At 64.7% G+C, this 19,179-nt stretch carries 18 protein-coding genes; all 18 read left to right on the forward strand.

Annotated elements, in window-relative coordinates; all coding sequences use genetic code 11:
- Genes AC2A04_RS16470 through AC2A04_RS16555 form a run of 18 tightly spaced genes read left to right on the forward strand, consistent with a single transcriptional unit; the run spans position 1 to position 19,179 of the window.
- Positions 1 to 612, forward strand: a complete 612-nt coding sequence (locus AC2A04_RS16470) for a type IV conjugative transfer system protein TraE (RefSeq protein ID WP_484213454.1) — start codon at positions 1 to 3, stop codon at positions 610 to 612.
- A complete protein-coding gene (locus AC2A04_RS16475) occupies positions 612 to 1,409 on the forward strand; it encodes a type-F conjugative transfer system secretin TraK (RefSeq protein ID WP_484213455.1) in 798 nt (265 codons plus the stop codon). The genes AC2A04_RS16470 and AC2A04_RS16475 overlap by 1 nt, the downstream gene beginning before the upstream one ends.
- The gene (locus tag AC2A04_RS16480; protein ID WP_484213456.1) at positions 1,409 to 2,833 is read left to right on the forward strand and encodes a TraB/VirB10 family protein; all 1,425 of its coding nucleotides are present in this window, start codon (positions 1,409 to 1,411) and stop codon (positions 2,831 to 2,833) included. Before AC2A04_RS16475 ends, AC2A04_RS16480 begins: the two co-directional genes overlap by 1 nt.
- Before the next feature lie 10 nt (positions 2,834 to 2,843).
- Positions 2,844 to 3,743, forward strand: a complete 900-nt coding sequence (locus tag AC2A04_RS16485; RefSeq protein ID WP_484213457.1) for a DsbC family protein — start codon at positions 2,844 to 2,846, stop codon at positions 3,741 to 3,743.
- Positions 3,719 to 4,897: a hypothetical protein gene (locus AC2A04_RS16490; protein ID WP_484213458.1), complete on the forward strand. Its 1,179-nt coding sequence runs from the start codon at positions 3,719 to 3,721 to the stop codon at positions 4,895 to 4,897. The genes AC2A04_RS16485 and AC2A04_RS16490 overlap by 25 nt, the downstream gene beginning before the upstream one ends.
- Positions 4,898 to 4,902: 5 nt before the next feature.
- Complete coding sequence (gene traC / locus AC2A04_RS16495) at positions 4,903 to 7,509, forward strand: type IV secretion system protein TraC (protein WP_484213459.1); 2,607 nt, start codon at positions 4,903 to 4,905, stop codon at positions 7,507 to 7,509.
- Positions 7,506 to 7,856, forward strand: a complete 351-nt coding sequence (locus AC2A04_RS16500; protein WP_484213460.1) for a hypothetical protein — start codon at positions 7,506 to 7,508, stop codon at positions 7,854 to 7,856. Before traC ends, AC2A04_RS16500 begins: the two co-directional genes overlap by 4 nt.
- Before the next feature lie 34 nt (positions 7,857 to 7,890).
- Complete coding sequence (locus AC2A04_RS16505; protein WP_484213461.1) at positions 7,891 to 8,451, forward strand: type-F conjugative transfer system protein TrbI; 561 nt, start codon at positions 7,891 to 7,893, stop codon at positions 8,449 to 8,451.
- Between the two features lie 40 nt (positions 8,452 to 8,491).
- Positions 8,492 to 8,965, forward strand: coding sequence for a S26 family signal peptidase (locus tag AC2A04_RS16510; protein WP_484213575.1), 474 nt, complete (start codon positions 8,492 to 8,494; stop codon positions 8,963 to 8,965).
- On the forward strand, positions 8,962 to 9,639 hold the full coding sequence (traW, locus tag AC2A04_RS16515; protein ID WP_484213462.1) for a type-F conjugative transfer system protein TraW: 678 nt from the start codon (positions 8,962 to 8,964) through the stop codon (positions 9,637 to 9,639). Before AC2A04_RS16510 ends, traW begins: the two co-directional genes overlap by 4 nt.
- Positions 9,636 to 9,902 (forward strand): hypothetical protein, encoded by a 267-nt coding sequence (locus AC2A04_RS16520; RefSeq protein ID WP_484213463.1) that lies wholly within the window; start codon positions 9,636 to 9,638, stop codon positions 9,900 to 9,902. The genes traW and AC2A04_RS16520 overlap by 4 nt, the downstream gene beginning before the upstream one ends.
- Entirely contained in the window at positions 9,899 to 10,921 is a 1,023-nt protein-coding gene (gene traU / locus AC2A04_RS16525) for a conjugal transfer pilus assembly protein TraU (protein ID WP_484213464.1), read from the forward strand. Before AC2A04_RS16520 ends, traU begins: the two co-directional genes overlap by 4 nt.
- An 8-nt stretch (positions 10,922 to 10,929) precedes the next feature.
- Positions 10,930 to 11,706, forward strand: coding sequence for a type-F conjugative transfer system pilin assembly protein TrbC (gene trbC, locus AC2A04_RS16530; protein ID WP_484213465.1), 777 nt, complete (start codon positions 10,930 to 10,932; stop codon positions 11,704 to 11,706).
- A 1-nt stretch (position 11,707) separates the two neighbouring features.
- Positions 11,708 to 13,849 (forward strand): conjugal transfer protein TraN, encoded by a 2,142-nt coding sequence (traN, locus tag AC2A04_RS16535; RefSeq protein WP_484213466.1) that lies wholly within the window; start codon positions 11,708 to 11,710, stop codon positions 13,847 to 13,849.
- A gap of 55 nt (positions 13,850 to 13,904) precedes the next feature.
- Positions 13,905 to 14,336 (forward strand): hypothetical protein, encoded by a 432-nt coding sequence (locus AC2A04_RS16540; protein ID WP_484213467.1) that lies wholly within the window; start codon positions 13,905 to 13,907, stop codon positions 14,334 to 14,336.
- Entirely contained in the window at positions 14,251 to 15,063 is an 813-nt protein-coding gene (locus AC2A04_RS16545; RefSeq protein ID WP_484213468.1) for a thioredoxin family protein, read from the forward strand. Before AC2A04_RS16540 ends, AC2A04_RS16545 begins: the two co-directional genes overlap by 86 nt.
- Positions 15,063 to 16,517, forward strand: a complete 1,455-nt coding sequence (locus tag AC2A04_RS16550) for a conjugal transfer protein TraH (RefSeq protein WP_484213469.1) — start codon at positions 15,063 to 15,065, stop codon at positions 16,515 to 16,517. The genes AC2A04_RS16545 and AC2A04_RS16550 overlap by 1 nt, the downstream gene beginning before the upstream one ends.
- Positions 16,518 to 16,530: 13 nt before the next feature.
- Entirely contained in the window at positions 16,531 to 19,179 is a 2,649-nt protein-coding gene (locus AC2A04_RS16555) for a conjugal transfer protein TraG N-terminal domain-containing protein (RefSeq protein WP_484213470.1), read from the forward strand.

A 19,179-nucleotide genomic window follows, 5' to 3' on the forward strand; every position in this document is an offset into this window, starting at 1 on the left:
ATGGACCTCTCGATTTCTCACGGCCAGGCGCAGCGGCTGCTGAAGCAGCGCAATCTGCTGGCCATTACAGCGACGGGCCTGTTTGCCTTGAGCATCTTGCTGACGCTGACCGCCGCGTGCCGCGACCGCGAGATCGTGCTGCAGCCGGTGCTCGCCAAGCCGCTGACGCTGTCATCGAGCCACGTCGACAAGGACTATCTCGAACTCGTCACGCGCGATGCCGCGCTGCTGACGCTAAACCGTTCGCCCTCGAACCTCCAATACTGGATGGATTCGATCCTCGAGATCACTGATCCCAAGACCCACGGCCGAATGAAGGCCGAACTGATGAAGATCTTCAGCGAGCAGAACGGCTCGAATGTCTCGCAATTCTTCACGATCGAGAACCTCTCCGTCGATCCCGATGCGCTGACCAGCGAAGTGAATGGCGTGCTGCACACGGTTGTCGGTTCAAAGGAGGTCACCTCCGAAGCCCGGACCTTCCGATACGTGTGGAGCTACTCGGGCGTCAGCCTGAAGCTCGCAGGGTTCGGGCGCGTCACCAGGGATGCGGCGGGTAATGTCATCGCGAACGCGAGCGCCAACAGCGGCACCGATGGGGGAGACATGTGATGGCCGTTGTGGCTTGGGGCGCGATCGGCGCCGGGACTGTGCTGGCGGGACGCCCCTTGGGGATTACCGTGCGGCCGGTGGGCGCGGCGCTCATCTGCTGCGGCGTGCTCTGCCTGGCGGCCAGCCCCGCGATGGCGGATCAAAGCATCCCGGCGGCCGACAACGGCACGGTCGCCTGCACCGCTTCGGCCAAGGACCTGACCCGCATCAGCCTCGCCGGAGACCAGTTCGCGTCGGTGTCCAAGATCACCACGGGCAACCCGGCCGAAGACTTCAAGATCGTCAACGAGCCAGTGCGCGGCGACATCTACATCTCTGTGCCCGATGGCTTCACCAAGCCCAACCTCTCGTTCTTCGGCACAACCCGAAAGGGGTTCGTCTACAAGTTCCTCTGCCAGGTTCGGGGCAATGATGCAGAGCAGGTGTTCGTCACCAACACTGCAGTCAAAGCCGAAGCCGCGCGCGACTGGGAAGTGCGCTCCTCGCCCGAGGACACCGCAGTACGCCTCGCCCAGGCCATGTATCGCAGCGAGACCATCGAAGGGTTCGAGATCCGGCAAAGCGTGCTCGAGCCCGTCGCAGTCGGCAAGCTCGAGGTCCAGCAAGTCGGCGAATACCGCGGCACGGAGCTCCATGGCCTGATCCTCAAGGTTCGCAACATGGGCAAAGGTCCCATGCCGCTCGATGAGAACCTGCTCGCAGGCCGCGGCAGCATCGCCTTCATGACCCCGGTCAGCGAACTTGCTCCCGGCGAGGCAGTTGCCGTCTACCTGATCCAGTCGAATGGAGACCAGTGATGGACTGGAAGAACCCGTTCCGCAAAGGCCCCAAGGCGCTCGATGGTCCTTCGGCTGATGGCCTTGGCGCCGATCCGGACGGCAGCGATGCGTCGCCGCTTGGCGATGCGATCGTCGCCAACGAAGCGGTCAGGAAGAAGCAGATGCTGCTGCTTGGTGCCGGCGGGCTCGCTGCCCTGATCATCGGTTCGTCGTGGATCTTCGCAGGCGAAAACAGGAGCGGCGATGGCAACGTCAAGCGCCAGGTCGCCGACGTCTCGGTCGACGAGATGGTCAACAAGAACATGGCCGAGAAGGAATGGCGCGCCCAGTCCGAGGCACAGATGATGTCGATGGACAACAGCATGCGCGCGCTCGCCGCCCGCGCGCAGCGCGCCGACCAGTTGGAAGCGCAGCTTGCCCAGAACCAGGCCCAAAGCGGATCATGGGGCGGAGACAGCGGCGGGGCAGCAGGCATTTCGCCCGATACCGAACGGGTGCTGTCGGCGTACCAGAACGAAAACGAGCAGTTGAAGGCTGCGCTCGCCGCCGCGCGCCAGTCGCCAATCATGAGCCAGCCTGTTGTCGGACCAGGTGCGACTTCGGCAGGACCCAATGCGCTTTATGGGCGGACCAGTCCGCCGAGCTACCAGAGCCCGCCGGGCACCCCTGCCGGTCAGGCGGCGATGGCGGCAGCCGGCATGCCAGGAGGCCGCAGCAGCGAGGTGAGCCTGGTCTCGTTTGGCGAAGGCACCAGTGGGACGGCAAGTCCAGTGCCCAAGGGGAACACGGTCTTCACCGACAGCGCCAATTACCTGCCGCCCAATTCGATCGCGGTCGCCAAGGTCATCGTCGGGGTCGATGCTGCTGCCGGCGTTCAGAGCCAGACCGATCCTTTACCGGTCGTGCTGCGCATTACTGGCCCCGCGCGCTCGGTCTACGACAACGGGCGGCTGCTCACGACCAATATCGCAGGCTGCCTGGTCAACGGCGCAGCCCGCGGCGACCTCTCGAGCGAGAAGGTCTACGTCAAGCTGCAGCGGATGACATGCCCGCAGCCCAATGGGCGCTACGCGGTCTCCGACGTGAAGGGCTTCATCGCCTTTGGCGGCAAAACCGGGGTCAGGGGCAGGGTGGTGAGCCGCGAGGGCTCGCTGATCGGCCAGGCCTTCCTCGCCGGGCTCGCGGGCGGGTTTGGGCGCGGCTTTTCCGCCAACACCAATTCGACGCTCACCGGCACCAACGTCAACGTGAACGGCCAGCGCCAGAAGCTCGGGCCCGGCGACATTCTCGAAGGCGGCCTCGGCGAAGGCATCGCCACCTCGGGCGACATGGTCAGCAAATACCTGATTGAGCGGGCCGAGCAGTACCAGCCCGTGATCGAAATGCCGACCGGGATCGACGTCGAAATCGTGTTTCTCGAAGGCGTGTTCATCAACGGATGAGGAGGGTGCAATGAAGCTGAAACCACTGAACTTGGGCAGACCCCGCCTTCGCCAAACCCTGATGCCGCTGGCCGCAATCGTGCTCGGCAGCGGCGGATCGCTGGTCTGGGCAAATGCGAATGCTGAGGGCGCCGGGAACGCCGCGCCAAGTGCAATTTACTCGCCGTCCGAGGCCGACCAGGCCGTCACGGCGCTCCTCAAGCAGCGCCTGCCGCGTACCCAGGTGAGCCGGGTCAATTGCCACCTGATTGATGGGGTCTGCGAAGTGACCGCTGGATCCCAGCTGTTCTACGTCGATAGGACCGCGCGTTACCTGCTCATCGGGCGTGTCTACGACATGCAGACCCGTCAGGACCTGACCGCGGTCCGCCTGCTCGAGGTCAATCCCGATCTCCTCGTGGGCGGCGCTGCGGGCAGCAAGCAGGAAGCACAGGAAGTCGAGACCCCCCGCCGCGGCGTCAGCACGCCGGCGGCGAGCGGTGCCCCCCGGACGATGTCGCTCGCCGCACTGCCCGAGGCGGGCGGCATTGTCTGGGGAGCAAGCTCGGGGCCGTCTGTCACCGTGTTCAGCGATTTCCGCTGCGGCTACTGCCGGGCGTTGTCGGGCGTGCTTGAAAGCATGAATGTGCGCGTGATCGAGCGGCCGATCTCGGTGCTCGGCAGCCGCGATCTTGCCAATCAGGTGTTTTGCGCGCGCGATCGGCGCAAAGCCATCAAGGCCGCCTATGCCGGCACGCCGATCACCGACACGCGCACCTGCGACACCTCGCCGCTCGATGCCAACGAGCACTTTGCCCGCGAGCAGGGTTTGGCCGGAACCCCGGTGATCGTCCGATCGGACGGCGCGGTGATCGAAGGATACCGACCGCGTGAGGTGCTCGAGCAATGGCTGATGGGCGCCAAGTCGTGACCGCGCTTGACCCGAAGAGCCAAGCGAGCCTCGTGCGCGCGGTCGCGCGGCGCTCGGGCGGGGCAATCACGTTGCCGCGCGTTGAGCTGAAACGCGGCGAGGCAATCCGGTTGTGGCAGGATCTCGTGCTCGCTTTCGGTGAGCCAATCGGCCGGGAGCTTACGCCCTTCGAACTGACAAAGCTGCGCCGACGCGCCTGGGCCCGCTCGGCGGGCCATGCCAGACTTGCCGCCGAGACGATCTCGCTCGGCTCAAGTCTCGCGTTCTGGCGCCTTGCCGTGCGCCTTGGCATGCTCGCTGAGCATCGCTCGCCCAGCGGTCTGGTCCGGGCGGCTAGCATCGCTGCGGTCGGCCTCGCCGCGACCCAGCTTGCAGCCTGCACCTCGCTGTTCGGCGGCAACATCAAGGGAAGCTTCGCCTGCAGCGCACCGGGAGGAACCTGCGCGCCTTCAACTTTGATCGACGATCAGGCACTGTCGGTGATCCGGAATGCCCGGCCCATGACCCCCGGACATTCGCTGGCGGGGCCGTATATTCGTCAACCGGCGGCAGCCAGGCCTGTCACAGCTGCCTGCACCTCTTCCGGTTCGGGCAGGCTCGCTGCTTCCGGTAATGGCATGATCCATCGCGAGCGCCGTGTGTTGAAGGTCGTATTCCCGTCCTTCGTCGATGGCGGCGGCAATCTCCATGAGCCGCGTATCGTTCACGCGGTGGTCGACGATGGCGCCTGGATGCAGCTGTCGTCGGGCGAGCCCAATCTGGGGGAGCAAGTCGAGAGCCGGGCGGCTAGCCTCGCCAGCGCGGCGTTAGCGGCAGTGCCTGGGGTTCCTGCTCCCATGACCGATGCCAGCGCCGCTTCGGATGACCCCGCTCCGGCAGCCCTCCCGACGCCCGAAGCGATTGCGGCAGCGCGTGCCAAAGCCGCTGCGCTCAAGTCTGCCAACGCGGTCGATGTCATCCGTGCCGAAGTTCAGGCGCGGCTCGCCCACACCGCAAAAGCGCCGACCCCATCGGCAGCAAAGTCCACAGGTTCTGCCCGCAGTGGAGCGATTGTTCCGCCTGCTGCCCCAAGTGCTGAAGCGCCATCGGCGGCCGCGGGTGAACTAACGCCAGCCAATGCGCCGGCAGCCTTCCCTGCCAAGGTCGAGGAGTAGGGGCAATGACCTCGCGCGGCTTCTGGGATCGGTTCCTCGACATGCTGTTCGGCGAAAGCGCGCATCCCGAGGCGGCACGCCCAGTGCTTGGCGCTCCGATGCTCTCGAACTGGTTGCCCTATCGCAGCTTCGACAAGAAGCACGGCATGTTCATCAACACGGACTCGATCGGGTTCATTCTCGAGCTTGCCCCGATGATGGGGGCCGACGAACGCAGCGGCGAACTTCTCACCCAGTTCCTTTCTGACGCAGTGCCGCCCGGCTGCGAGATCCAGCTGATTCATTGGCAAAGCCCCTCGGTCGGTGAGCGCATTGCCGATTGGGTGATGCCACGCGTTGTCGCCAAGGGCGTCTACGGCCGCGCCGCGATGCACCGCGCGCGCTGGCTGCGCCGGGCGGCCTGGATGTCGATCTCGCGTGATGCGCCGTTTTACCTGCGCAATACCCGCGTGATCCTCTCGATTGGTGCCCGGCTCAGCGGTCCGATCGGGGCCGACACGCTCGTATCGGTGCGCGAAAGCCTGCGCGGTACGCTTCAGGCGCTGTCGATCCCGGCACGCGACTTGGGTCCCATTGAACTGATCGCCTTCTTCGACGATTTTCTCTGCCCGGCGGTCGATAACGCCGACAAGCCCGAGCACTATTCCGAGCTCGATCCGATAAACGTCCAATGCGTGCGGCGCGATCTGGAAACCCAGGTCACCCCCGACCGGATCGTGTTCCACACCGAGCGCTTTCGCCCCACCGGCGAGCGCCAGGACGGCGCGCCGGTCATCGGCGAGGTCGTCCCCGACAAGTTCGATTGGCGCTTCTTCTCGGTGCGCAACCTGCCCAAGCAGTGGGCACCGTGGGACGTCCAGAAGATCATCGGCGACGTCATCAACGACAAGCTGCGCTTCGGCTGCAATGTCATGACGGTGCTCGGGCTTGTCTATCAGGACGAGGACGCGGTCGCCTCGCGCGCCGGGCTCAAGGTCATGCGCACCACCAGCCTCGCCGACAGCCGCTCGGCGCGGTTCCTGCCACAGCTCTCAGAACAGCGCGACGAATGGCAATACGTGCAAGGACAGATCCGCCAGGGCCGCAAGCTTGCGCAGGTCTATTACGGCGTCGGCGCGCTCTCGCCTCTCGGCAAGGGCGACATCAACGAGCGCATGGTGAAGTCGGTCTACAAGGCCTGCGGATGGGACCTCATCGACGAGCGCTACCTCCAGGTGATGGGACTTCTCGCGGCGATGCCGCTGTCGCTGCCCAATGGCCTCTCGGCCGACCTCAAGCGCATGAAGCGCTTCAAGACGATGCTCACGACGACCGCGGCATCGATCGCGCCGCTCCAGGGCGAGCATACCGGCGGTCACATCCCGCATGTCCTGCTCATCGGCAGGCGCGGGCAACCGTTTTTCTGGTCGCCGTTCCAGAATGCCGCCGGCAATCATAACGTCGCGGTCTTCGGCAAGTCGGGCTCGGGCAAGTCGGTCTTCCTGCAGGACGTCTGCGCGGCAATGTCGGGGGCCGGGGCCAAGGTCATCGTGATCGATGATGGCCGTTCGTTCGAGCACATGGCCAAGGCCTTTGGCGGCGCCTTCGTTGAGTTCAAACTGTCTTCGGGCTTCTCGCTCAATCCCTTCGACATGATCGACGGTGAAGCGCTGTCGAGCGACGAGGATGGCGAAGACTACGAGGTCGAGTGCCTCGCGATGCTGAAATCGATCGTCGGCCAGATGGCGCGCCAGCAGGACCGGCTGTCCGATACCGAGCGCGGCCTCATCGATTCCGCGGTGAGCAAGGTCTGGCGCGAGAAGCAGCGCGCCGGGACGATCGACGATGTCGCGGTTGCGCTCCGCGCATTGCCTTCGCCCTATGCAGGCGATCTCGCCGACGCCATGTCGCCGTTCCTCACCGGCGGCACCTATGGCCGTTTCTTCGAAGGCGCGTGCTCGATCGACCTGTCCGCCGGGCTCACCGTGTTCGAACTCTCCGATCTCTCATCGAAGCCGGAACTTCGCTCGGTCGCGCTGACAGCGCTCATGTTCCTGACGCTGCGCGTCATGCGCGATCTCGACCGTTCTGTGCCCAAGCTCACCATGATCGATGAAGCCTGGCAGCTGCTCGGCGGCGGGCAGATGGGCCAGGCGATCGAGACCTATGCCCGGACCTGCCGCAAGTACGGCGGCTCGCTGATCACCGCCACCCAGTCTCTCAATGACTTCTACAAGTCGGAAGGCTCGCTCGCCGCGCTCGAGAACTCGGACTGGTCGATCGTCCTCCAGCAGAAAGAGGAGACGATCAACGATCTCGCCAAGCATCAGCGCTTCGAGATGGACCACTATACCGAAAGCCTGCTGCGCTCGCTAAAACGCAACGGCACCGAATATTCCGACGTCCTGATCAAAGGCCCGGAGACCCTCGCGGTCGGACGACTGGTGCTCGATCCCTATTCGGCAACGCTCTATTCCTCGAGCCCGCGGGTCTTCTCGCAGATCGAGGAAAAGGTCCGTGCTGGCCTGCCGCTCCCCGATGCGATCGAGCGGGTCGCCTTCCCGGACTTCATCCCGCCTGAGCTCGGTGCTCCCGATTTCACGGACGGTGAACTGGCGGCGGCGGCCGAATGATCACGCCTCACGCCTCTGCCCGCCAGTCCTGGCACCTTGCCGATGCCTGCTACCACGGCCTGCGCCTCGCAGGATGGCTCGCGGTCACGCTGGGCTGCGTCGCCGCGTTATGGCTGCTGTTCTTCGCCGCGCTCGGCAATTTCAGCTTTGGCGGGACCGTACTCCAGCTCGAGAACTTCGCCTCGCGCTATGTCGCCGCGAGCGCCGAGCGCCAGGACCACTTCTCTCGCTTCTTCTGGCTGACCAGCGCCGGACTTTTCGTCGCAGTCGGCTTCTTTCGCCGCCACTCGCTCACGCAGGCGGGCGGTGCGGCCACCTCACATTCCAGGGAGATCCCCCATGGCTAGAAGCCCCCGAACGCCCTCAAGTCATGCAGCCAGCATGTCCGCCAGCAAAGGCGCCGGCCCGCTGTTCGAGGCCGAGGTGAGCACGCCCCGGCCCGCGCCCCGGGCCCGCATCGGACTTATTCCCGTCGCGCTTGTCGGCACGCTGGTTGCCGCAGGGCTGTGGGGCGCCTGGGTCACCAAGACCGTGCTGGGGGCTGGGGACCGACCGGCCATCGCCAAGGTCCAGCTTTCCGGCATCGTGGGCGAATATATCCAGGCCCAGGCCCGCTCGGCCACACCGCCCGAGCAGGTCACTACCGAGACCCGCGCATTCATGGGCGAGGTCCAGAAGAACCTCGAGCGCCGCGGCGCGGCGGGCCAGATCGTACTGGTGGGCGAAGCCGTGCTGGCGGGCAATGTCCCCGACATCACCGCCGAGGTCCGCCGCGAAGTCTATGGGCACATCAAGATGCCGCAGCCGGCGAATGCTTCTGCCGGTGACGTCATGGGTGCCATGCGTGCGGCGATGAACGGGCAGGGGAGCCCGCAGGGAGCCGCCCCGGCCCCGATGCCGGGCGCCGCCTATGGAGGACAGGCCAGTGCTCCCGTCAACTGAGCCCCTGGCCTCGCGATCATCGCATGCCCGCCGCTGGCTGGTGATCGGCGCGCTTGCGGCGGCGCTTGCGGCCAACTCCTCGCTGGCGAGCTGGCGCGACGACCATGCAATTCTCATCAATACGACGAGGTCGCTTCCCAATTGGGCCTTCTGGATCGACAAGCACCGCCGCCCGGCACGCGGGGACTTCGTGGTGTTTGCCCCGCCGCAGACACGCCTCATCACTGCGCATTTCGGGAAGGTCTCTCCGCCTTTTGCCAAGCGCGTCTACGGGATGCCAGGAGACATGGTGACCCGCGAGGGCAGCGTTGTGCGGATCAACGGCGCCGAAGTCTCGCGGCTGAAGCCGGTCAGTTCGCGCGGCGAGCCGCTGGAGCCGGGCCCCACAGGCCGCATTCCCGAGCACTGCTACTATGTCGGTACCGAGCACAAGGACGGGCTTGATAGCCGCTATGCCGACATCGGCTTCGTCTGTTCGGCACGCATCATCGGCTCCGGGGACTCGCTGCTGTGAGCCGGATCGCCGTCTTGTCCGCCGCGGCAAGTGCCGCTCTGCTGATAGGCTGGCCGCGGATCTCGGCAGTCAGGGCCGCTGACTATGGCCAGATGGGCCAGACTTTCCCGATCATCGAGGCCGATCTGCTCACGACGATCGAGACCAAGCTCAGGACCCTTGAGGCGAACGGCCGTATCGAGCGGCTGCAGCGCGAGATGCAGGAACAGGCTGTGGCGAGCGTGCGGCGGCCCAAGCGGGTCGATGGCATGACCCCGGCTACCACCAAGCGCGAGTGGCTGTTCGATCCCTCGATTGTCACCGAGGACGATATCGTCGACGCCAAGGGCAATCTGATCGCGGCGCGCGGCACCCGGGTCAATCCGCTCGACATGGTGCAATTGAGCCAGGCGCTGGTCTTTATCGACGGCGACAACGCAGCGGAGCTCGCCTGGGCGGTCAAGACCTGGAGCGATGCCCGGGCCAAGATCATCTTCGTCTCGGGCTCGCCTTTCGACGCGATGAAGCCCTGGCAGCGCCGGTTCTACTTTGATCAAGGCGGGACGCTCACGGGCAAGTTCGGCATTCGCCATACCCCGGCGGTCGTCTCGACCGCGGGCGCAAACCTCAAGATCAGCGAGTTCCCGCTGCCGCCGGCGCCGGCCGCGCCCGCGGGCGAAGGCAAGATCTCATGACCCATCCGCTGATCACCTTCCTCATGACCCCGATGGCCGCCCCCGAAACTCCGTGCCTGCGCCACATGCGGCGATGGTGGATGGGCTTGTGCTGGGGGTTGGCGCTTGCTGTCCTGCTGCTGCCCCTTTCGAAGGCGCTGCTGGGTGAGTGGGGCGCGGTGCCCGCGCTGCTGCTGGTGCTCGCCGTCCCAGTCCACGGGCTGATCTACTTCCGGTCCAAGAGCCTCGCCGACGAGGCTTGTCGCGGGGAGAGCCAGTCATGAAACGGGCTACAAGATTGATCGCTGTTCTTCTCGCCGTGCTGGCGCTCGCCGGTGTCGCGGCCGCGCCCGCCCGGGCCGACACGGTCTCGTGCCACGGCAAGTTCATCAATCCGATTACCGATGTGTGCTGGTCGTGCCTGTTTCCGCTGTCGATCGGCGGGCTCTCGATCTGGAAGGGTTCACGGCCCGACCCCAAAAACCCCTCGTTCCCCTTGTGCGCCTGCGGCTCGCCGATCCCGCACATCGGAATTTCGGTGGGCTTCTGGGAGCCGGTGCGCCTCGTCGATGTCACCAACAAGTCGTGGTGTTTTCCCAACCTCGGCGGGATCCGGCTCAATCCCGGTTTCGACATCGGCCACGGCCACGTTCAGGGGCGCAGCCAGATCGGCGGCAAAACGCAGAACTCGTCGCAGTGGCAGTCACACTACTACGTCTATCCGCTGCTCTACTGGATGGAGATCCTGACCGATTTCCTCTGTTTCGAACAGACCACTTTCGACGTCGCCTATGTGACCGAGATCGACCCGCTGTGGCAGGATTCGGCGCTGACCTCGATCATCAATCCCGAGGTCGCGCTTTTCGCCAACCCGATCGCCACCGCGGCCTGCGCCGCGGACTGCGTCGCGGCAACCGCGAAGCTTCCGATCGACCAGATGTTTTGGTGCGCGGGCTGCAACGGCGGGATGTATCCCTTGAACGGCCACGTCTCGGCGCACGTCACCCCGATCCAGGCCTCGCGGCTCGTAGCGACACGCATGCTCTACAAGATGCACCGCTTGGGCCTGGCCTGGGGCACGATGGGTTCGAAGGCGCTGTGCCACAAGTACCTGATGCCGGTGATGAGGAAGCAGCAATACCGGCTGCAGATGACCAACCCGATCTCGACGGTGAAGGGCCGATATGCCTGCGCGCCGGTTGGCGCGACCACCATCATTCCCCAGACTGGCAAGGGTTACCCCGTCAAGGGCGAGGACTTTGGCTACCTCGTCTGGCGCAAGCGCAACTGCTGCATGCTGTGAGGACACCCATGACTTTCGCGCGGCTCCCGCACAAATCCCGGCTCATTGGGCTTGCGGGCTTCCTCGCCCTGAGCGCCGTTTCGGCCGCTCTTGCACAGACCATCGCCCAAGATGTCGGGGGCCTCGACCTGAAGGCGATTAGGGCACGCGGAACCGAGGCCACGGCCGATGCGCAGACCCTGGTCGATGCTGTTGCGGGCAAGGGCGAAGCCCACCGCGCCGAAGCCGAGCAACTGCGCGAACAGGGCATGGCGGCTGTCGCCAACATCAATCCTGCCGACTTGCCCAAAGGGCCGGACGGCGCAGTCGACTTCGACGAACTCCTGAGCGGGGCGGCAGCCAATACCAGGACGCCGATGGGCGAGGGGCCGATGTTCATCGTCTTCGCCAGCCTGTCGATGCCCGAGGCATCGCTTTCCCGGCTGATTGCCGACACCACGAGGGCGGGCGGGGTGGTCGTCTTCCGCGGCTTTCCGGGTGGAAGCACCAAGGCCTTCGCCGAAGGGCTGAAGCGGGTGGTGACCAGCGAGGGCCAGGAGGCTCACTTGGCGATCGACCCGCGCCTGTTCCGCGCCTTCAAGGTCAGCGCCGCCCCGACCTTCGTTGCCGCAGGCCGCGAATACGAGCTTTGCGACGGGCTCGACTGCATCAGCAGCGCACCCGATCATGACCGCATCACCGGAAACGTCACCGTCCAATACGCGCTCGAGACCTTCGCCGGCGGCCGGGGGCCAGGCGCCGGAGTGGCGCGCATTGCGCTCGCCCAACTGACCAAGGGCCAGTGAGATGGATGGGCGGGGCTTGCGCAATCGTCGGCGAACTGCGGCCCTTCTTGCCGCCTCCTTCTTCACGATCACGCTGCTCGCGCCAACCGGTACACACGCGCAGGTCTATATCCCGCCGCCCGACGACCTCATCGAGCCGCAACCCGCGCTTCCGCCCGCAATCGACCCCGGCGTGCCGCCGCCAGCACCCCCACCTCCTTCCGCGCCTGCCACCATGACCTGGGACGAAGCGAAGACGCAGGCCCGCGACCTCGGATCGGCGGTCCGGGGCGCCAACCAGGGGATCACCAACGCACCGGGCGCTGCCGGTCAGATTCCGGGCTATCAGGCGAACCATCCCGGGCCGACCCAGTATTACGAAAATCCCGGCAATATGGTCGTCGATGGCGCGACGGCAGGCTACAATAGCGATGCCTATCGCACCGCCAATTCAAGCCAGAGGCCGACGGTCGATGTGAAGCGCAGCGACCTCGCTCGCGCCACCACAGTCACCGAGGACCCCAACGCTTACCTGCAGGGAATGAACGCTGACGGCTCGACGGGAAACTGCGTGCCGCTGCCGCCGGGCTCCGGCGGGGCGAACATGGCTGAGTGGACCTGCAACGTCGGATCGACGGTGGTCGAACAGCCCAAGACCTGCACCCGCAGCCTCTCGGTCGCGGCGTGGAACGAGACGCTTTACCAGTACATCTGCGTCACAAGCCCAGGCTTTGCTGCCTGCGCCTCGCTTGAGGGGAGCAGCCTCTGCCGGAAAACCGGGACCTACCCGGTGCCGCAGTACAATCTCGCTGTCGACTATTACGACTGCGACGCGGCCGTCACCGATCCCAACGTGTTCCTCATGGGCACGGTGGCCAAGCCGCCGCCGGCCAATGCCTTCCAGGTCGTCAGCAACGTCCACCGCTGCAACAACGAAGGTTTGACCGCTGCGCTGACCTTCGATCCGGTGACCGGCTTCCCGCTGCAATATGTGGCCGGGCTCCAGCAATGTGGCTCACTGGCGAGCGAAACCAGCTGCACCCGGACTAGCCCGAACGCAGCAGGCTTGACCGACAGGCAGCTTTGCAAAACCTGGGACCTCATCGGGGATCCCTTCGGGGGCGGAGGCTACCTCACCTGCGCCGAGCCGGCCGCCCCCGAAGAGGTCTATGCCTGCAGTACCAATGTCGCCGGGATCGTCCCCGAAAGCTCGATTTCGAAGTGGTTCACCGAAACCTGGGCCGACAATGCCTGTTCGGTTGATCTCGGCTCGTGCACACTCGCCAGCGAGACCTGCACTGCGCCCGGTGAGACCCGTCTCATCGACGGCGTGCCGGTAACGCGGCCCTGCTGGGAGAGCACGAAGACCTATCAATGCCAAACCGTGATTGGCGGCGGCAACGACTGCGGCAAGCTCGACGCGACACCCGGCTGCACCTTCGACCATAAGATTTGCCTCGACGATCCGCCAAGCGGCGATGGCTCGTGCAAGGTAGCCGAGCGTGTCTACAAGTGCCCGATCCCGGGAAGCACCCAGCAGCCAGCACAGTACATCTGCGGCGGCGACGTCTACTGCGTCAATGGCAACTGCGAGCCGATCGTCCGCGAAGCATCCGACGAGTTCAAGGATGCGGTCGTGGCGCTGAACGCGCTCGGTCAGGCCAATTCCGAATTCGACGAGTCCACACTGACCTTGTTCAAAGGGACGGCCGAAAGCTGTGCGCACAAGGTCTTTGGCCTTGCCAACTGCTGCTCAGGAAAAGGCGTGCCGCTTCTCGTGCCGTTGCTGTGCAGCCCCTCGGAGGTCCTGCTCGACAGACAAGACGATGCCGGGCTCTGCCACAAGATCGGGACCTACTGCTCGTCGAGTTTCCTCGGCATCTGCCTCTCCAAACGCGACGTCTATTGCTGCTTCCAGTCGAAGATCAGCCGGATCCTCCAGGAACAGGGCCGCCCGCAACTCGGCAAGAGCTGGGGGACGCCCAAGAAGCCCGTCTGTGATGGCTTCACCATCTTCGAGTTCCAGCAACTCGACCTCTCGGTGATGGACTTCTCCGAAATCTACGCGGAGTTCGTCGATGCGGCGAAGCTCCCCGACGAAGCCGCCGCGCTCATCGAAATCCAGGCAAAGATCGAGGCCTATTATGCCGCGCACAAGCCCTGAAGCGGGCCCAATTCCTCGTGGCCAACCGGTCCGCGATTCCTCCGGGGCGAGCGTTGTGGCGCTTAGCGAGGTCGGTTCCGCAGCCGACATGACCGTGCTCGAATTCTGCATCGGTATGGCGCTCGCCCGGCGCGGCAGCCTGACGGCACGCGAGATCGCGGGCGAGGTCTCCACCTGGCTCGACAAGCCGGTGCGCTGCCGCATGCTGAACGGCCAGCTCAAGACCATCGCAGCAAGAGGCTCGGCGCGCCTTGAGGCGGGAACCTACACGCTGAGCGAAGCCGGAACCGAAGCGCTCTGCGGCTTCTACAGCGCGTTCGTGCGCATGCTCGATGGCGGCCGCCGGCTGCTCGACGTCGCTGTCTTCATGTCACGGATCAAGAAATTCACGGAGGAGGATCATGACCCACCGCCAATGCATTGCCTTGCTTGCTGCTTCCAGCCTGGCCCTTGCCGGAACCGCCCCGCTGCGCGCGTCGAACGGTGACGGCGTCGAGGTCCAGCAGTCAGAGGACGCGCTCTACTGCAAGGAGCGCAGGCTCGGCACCTGGTTCTACTGCGAGAAGCCCAAGCAAGAACCGCGCAAGGCTGCACCCGCGCAGCCGCCGGCGCGCGAGCGCCTCGCCGCGATCGGAACCCAGCTCGAGGAACTCAAGGCGCGCGCGATCCTCGAACCGAGCCCGGAAAACGTCACGGCCTATGTGCGCTTCCAGCGCGAGCAACTCGACCGCTCGTCGATGTTCGCCGATGTCTGGCAGCGCGCCCTGTGGCAGGACCCGGGCCTCGACTACACGCTACAGCGTCCGGTCTCTACGCTTGGCAAGCGCGCGTGGATCGATGAGCGCAAGTCCGACCGCGACCGCGTCATGGCCAGTCTCTCGCAGCGCTACGGGGTGTTCTACTTCTTCGCCTCGAGCTGCGGGGCCTGCGATATCTTCTCGCCGATCCTCAAAGCAGTTTCGGACAAATACGGCCTTGCGGTGCTCGCGGTCTCGACCGACGGCGGGCCTTCGGCGACCTTCCCCGGGTACATGGTCGACAGCGGCCAGTACGAGAAACTGGGGCTCGGCACAGACCGTCAAGTGCCCGCACTGGTCCTGTTCGATTCCGTCACCAAGCAGCCGATGCCGATCGGTTACGGAATCCTCAGCCAGGACGAGATCATGGACCGCGTCTTCCAGCTAACGCAAGTCAAGCCCGGGAGCGACTACTGATGCGCCCGCGTCTTTTCGCCAGTGGCCTCCACCGGGTTTCGCGGCGCACGCTTGGCACGGTGCTCGGCGCCGCCGTGTTGCTCGCGTCTCCCAGTCCCGCCTCCGCCGGCGTCGAAGGCGAGATGCAAAGCTTCATGTCCGACATGGGAGTCCAGGCCAACGTCACTGGCCCGAGCGCCTACCAGGGCCAGTCGGCCGGTTACTATTCGATGGGTTCGGTGTGGTCGCGCTTTCCACAGAAGAACATCCAGCCTTTCAACATCCAGTTGCCGCATGCGCGGGCCGGGTGCGGGGGCATCGACCTGTTCGCCGGGTCCTTCTCGTTCATCAACACCGCCGAGCTTGTCGCGATGCTCAAGGCCACCGCAAACAACGCACTCGGTTTCGCCTTCAAACTCGCCATCGACACAATCTCGCCCGAGATCGGCAAGGTCATGGATGAGCTGGCCCAGAAGGTTCAGCAGATGAATCAGATGAACATCTCCTCGTGCGAGACCGCGCAGGCGCTGGTCGGCGGGCTCTGGCCTACGAGCGATACGGCAAGTTCGGTCATCTGCGAGGCGATCGCCAACAGCCAGGGCGCAGTGTCCGACTGGGCCCGCGCGCGCCAGCAGTGCAACAATGGCGGCCAGCGCGAAGCCCTGAAGGGCGCCAATTCCGACCCGGACATGAAGGAACAGGCCGGGATGCCCAACAACTACACCTGGGAGGCACTGGGCAAGAAGTACGGCGGGTTCGACACACAGTTCCGCGAGTTTCTGATGACTCTGGTTGGCACAGTTATTTACGATCCTGAAGGCAACGGCGGCAAGCCTCGGGTCCAGTTCATCGGCCCCGCCGATCCCGCACTGATCAGCGCCATGCTTGATGGCACCTCGCAGGCACCGCACAAATACTGGAGCTGCGGCGGCGACAGCCCCAAGTGCATGGCGCCCAGCGAAACCGACATGGTCATCGGGCCTAACGCTGCGATCAAGGCGCGGGTACGCACGCTGATCGAGAGTATGGCCTTGAAAGTGCGTGATCCGGGTGCCTCGCTGACCCCGGCAGAGATCCAGCTCCTGGGCATGGCGAGCGTGCCGGTCTACAAGATCATCACCGTGAGCGCGGCGGCCGAGTTTGGCATATCAGCCCAGGAGATCAACGACCTCTCCGAAATCGTCGCGGTCGATCTCGTCACCACTATGACCATGCGGTTCATCGACATGGCAGTGAATGCGCGCTCGGACTTCAACGGGGCCGACGCGGATTCCCTGCGCGAATGGCGCGAAGGGCTTTACGAGACGCGGCGCAATTTCCTCGGGATCGCGGCGCGCACCTCGCAGCGCTTCGACCAGACTTTCGCGCTCATCCAGCGCACCCAGATGCTGGAAAAGACCCTCCGCACCCAGCTATCTCCGCAAATGTCGGCCGCGCTTCGCTTCTCGCGAACGCTCGGCAGCCAGGTCCAGTAGGAGCGCCTCGGCCATGCTCGAGGTTTTCACGGTCGGGGGCGGCGACTACCTCGTCAACACCTTCAACGCGATCGCCGCCTGGACCGGATCGGGCGGGTTCAAGTCGCTGATCCGCGTCTGCATGGTGATGGGGCTGATCTACGCGCTCCTCATCACTGCCATGGACCTCGACTGGCGGGCGTGGTTTCGCTGGTTCGTCCAGTCGACGCTGATCTACCTCGTGCTGATGGTCCCGAACGTGACAGTCAAGGTCACCGACCGCGTCAATCCGGGCCTCGCGCCCGCCACTGTCGCCAACGTGCCGATCGGACTCGCCGCGATGGCCTCGTTCACCAGCCAGGTCAGCGATTACCTGACCCGCACCGCCGAGACGGTCTTCGTCATGCCCGCATCGCTCAACTACTCGACCGGGGGCTTCGTCTATGGGGCGCGGATGTGGGACAAGGTGCGCGGGTTCGAAATCCGTGACCCCGTCTTCAAGGCCAATCTCGACGGCTACCTCAAGAGTTGCGCCTATTACGACATTCTGCTGGGGACCAAGAGCCTCAAGCTTTTGAGCGAAGCGCCCGATCTCTGGGCTGAACTCGGGGTCAATGCCGCGACCAACCGCGGCATGAAGTATCTGACTGATACAGGTGCGGGCACGGTCGATATCGAGGGCAAGACCTGCGCTCAGGCCTGGACCTTGATCAACAACCAGTGGGATGCGCAGTTGGGCGCCTATGCGCTGCCGTTCGCGCACTCGATGTATCCCAAGCTCACCGAAGCCGCCGCTGGCGCGAAGCTTGCCGCCGACGTGCCGGTCGTTTCGCAGCTGCTCACCGGCACGGCGATGACCCGGAACCAGTTCTTCAAGCAGAAGAGCATGGTCGATGCCTTCGAGGCCGCACAGCTCGATTTCGGCAATGCCGACGCCGACTCCTTCGCGCTCCAGCGCGCGGACACCCAGACGCGCAACGCCATGACGACCGCGGCCGAGCAGGGCCTGATCTGGATTCCAGTGCTCGGCGTGGTCCTGACCGTCGTATTCTACGCGCTCTTTCCGATCGTCTTCCCGCTGCTGCTGTTCCCGCGCAGCGGTATCGCGACATTGAAGGGCTACTTCTCGGGCTTCTTCTATCTCTCGGCCTGGGGACCGATCTACGTCCTCATTCACTCCTTCATCATGGATCGCTTGGCGAGCCAGACCAATGCGGTTTCGGCGGGAAGCGTGAGCCTTGCCAACTGGGCGGGGATTGACGCGGTGAACCAGGACGTCGCCACTATGGCGGGGTTCCTGATGATGTCGGTGCCGGTCCTGGCGCTGATGGTCATGCGCGGGACGATGTCGGTGGCGAACAACCTGGGTTCGATGCTCGCCCCGGTCCAAACCGGATCGGACGCCGCAGCGCTCGAGCGGACCACCGGCAACTACGCTTACGGCGATGTCAGCTACGGCAATCTCAACGCCGAAAACCGCCAGATGTCACAGTGGAACATGGCGCCAAACCTCCTGTCAGGTGCCGGGCATTCGGGTTTCCGCGAGGCGGATGGGCGCATGTTCAACGAATACGGCTCAGGCCATTCGGTCATCGATACCAATGCCGCGATGTCGCAGCTACCGTTCAAGCCGACGATGACCCGCGGCTATGCGACAGATCTCAGGTCGCAGGGGCAATGGTATCTCAGCGAAGCCGACAAGATCGAGAACGGCACATCGACCAGCTGGACCAGTTCGAAGGGCCAGTTCGGCAGCGCTGTTACCGCAACCAGCGACGTTTCTGGCGCGCGGCGCGAAAGCGGTTCACGCTCTTCCGACACTCACAATGTCGGCGGCAATGTGGTGGTCGAAGGGGCCAAGGGCAACTCGACGCGCGAGGTCACCAACAACGATCTGATCTTGCGGGAAGGCAACAACCGGTCGTCGAGTGACTTCAGTAGGCGAACGTTTGGCTCGAGCCTCTCGTTGACTGGAACTGGCACCGTCGGCACACCCATGGAGTCAGAAGGAGGTAGTGGCCTGTCAGCCTCACTTTCCGCAGGACTCAGCGGGAGGCGCGAAAGTGGCGATAGTGCCAGTGCCGGCTCCGAACGCTCTGCAACCAATCAGACCACACGCGGCACAGACAAGTCGGAAGAAACAAGCGATCGTGTTGTCGTCAGCGGATCGAGCGGCGATATCCAGTCGTCAGGAACCTATAGCCAAAGCTCGGAATACGCAGATCACAGTAGTTCCCGGACCAGCACCGATGGCAGTGATTGGCGGGTTGGCGAGGCCGAGGAACGCCGTGCCGCCGCCGCCCGCTATCGCGAGATCGGCAGCAGGATGATGTCCGAGGCTAGTTATGCCGAAAGTCATGGCTTCCAGATCTCGAGCGACATGTCGAACCTCATCCAGGACCGCTACGAGACGCTCCAGCGTGATCATCCCGAATGGCACCTGCCGGACATCTCGAACCCACGGCTCGACTATCGCGACCTCACCCGCCGTGACCAGGCCATCGCCTACATCATGGATGACCTGATTGGCGATCTACGGGCGCACCGGATCAACGAGCTGACTGACGTCTCCAACATCTCTGGCTCAGGTTCGCTGGGCACCAACGCCAGTCTTGGCATGCCGCAAGCGCCAGCACTTCCTCCGGTTCCGCGCGCCGATAGGCTCGTGCCGTCCCCCGCTTGA

The organism is Novosphingobium sp. HNCC26DJ243 (genome assembly GCF_057180545.1).

Coding starts and splice junctions, on each gene's coding strand:
- AC2A04_RS16470 (WP_484213454.1), top strand. CDS start 1: ATGGACCTCTCGATTTCTCACGGCCAGGCGCAGCGGCTGCTGAAGCAG.
- AC2A04_RS16475 (WP_484213455.1), top strand. CDS start 612: ATGGCCGTTGTGGCTTGGGGCGCGATCGGCGCCGGGACTGTGCTGGCG.
- AC2A04_RS16480 (WP_484213456.1), top strand. CDS start 1,409: ATGGACTGGAAGAACCCGTTCCGCAAAGGCCCCAAGGCGCTCGATGGT.
- AC2A04_RS16485 (WP_484213457.1), top strand. CDS start 2,844: ATGAAGCTGAAACCACTGAACTTGGGCAGACCCCGCCTTCGCCAAACC.
- AC2A04_RS16490 (WP_484213458.1), top strand. CDS start 3,719: ATGGCTGATGGGCGCCAAGTCGTGACCGCGCTTGACCCGAAGAGCCAA.
- traC (WP_484213459.1), top strand. CDS start 4,903: ATGACCTCGCGCGGCTTCTGGGATCGGTTCCTCGACATGCTGTTCGGC.
- AC2A04_RS16500 (WP_484213460.1), top strand. CDS start 7,506: ATGATCACGCCTCACGCCTCTGCCCGCCAGTCCTGGCACCTTGCCGAT.
- AC2A04_RS16505 (WP_484213461.1), top strand. CDS start 7,891: ATGTCCGCCAGCAAAGGCGCCGGCCCGCTGTTCGAGGCCGAGGTGAGC.
- AC2A04_RS16520 (WP_484213463.1), top strand. CDS start 9,636: ATGACCCATCCGCTGATCACCTTCCTCATGACCCCGATGGCCGCCCCC.
- traU (WP_484213464.1), top strand. CDS start 9,899: ATGAAACGGGCTACAAGATTGATCGCTGTTCTTCTCGCCGTGCTGGCG.
- trbC (WP_484213465.1), top strand. CDS start 10,930: ATGACTTTCGCGCGGCTCCCGCACAAATCCCGGCTCATTGGGCTTGCG.
- traN (WP_484213466.1), top strand. CDS start 11,708: ATGGATGGGCGGGGCTTGCGCAATCGTCGGCGAACTGCGGCCCTTCTT.
- AC2A04_RS16545 (WP_484213468.1), top strand. CDS start 14,251: ATGACCCACCGCCAATGCATTGCCTTGCTTGCTGCTTCCAGCCTGGCC.
- AC2A04_RS16550 (WP_484213469.1), top strand. CDS start 15,063: ATGCGCCCGCGTCTTTTCGCCAGTGGCCTCCACCGGGTTTCGCGGCGC.
- AC2A04_RS16555 (WP_484213470.1), top strand. CDS start 16,531: ATGCTCGAGGTTTTCACGGTCGGGGGCGGCGACTACCTCGTCAACACC.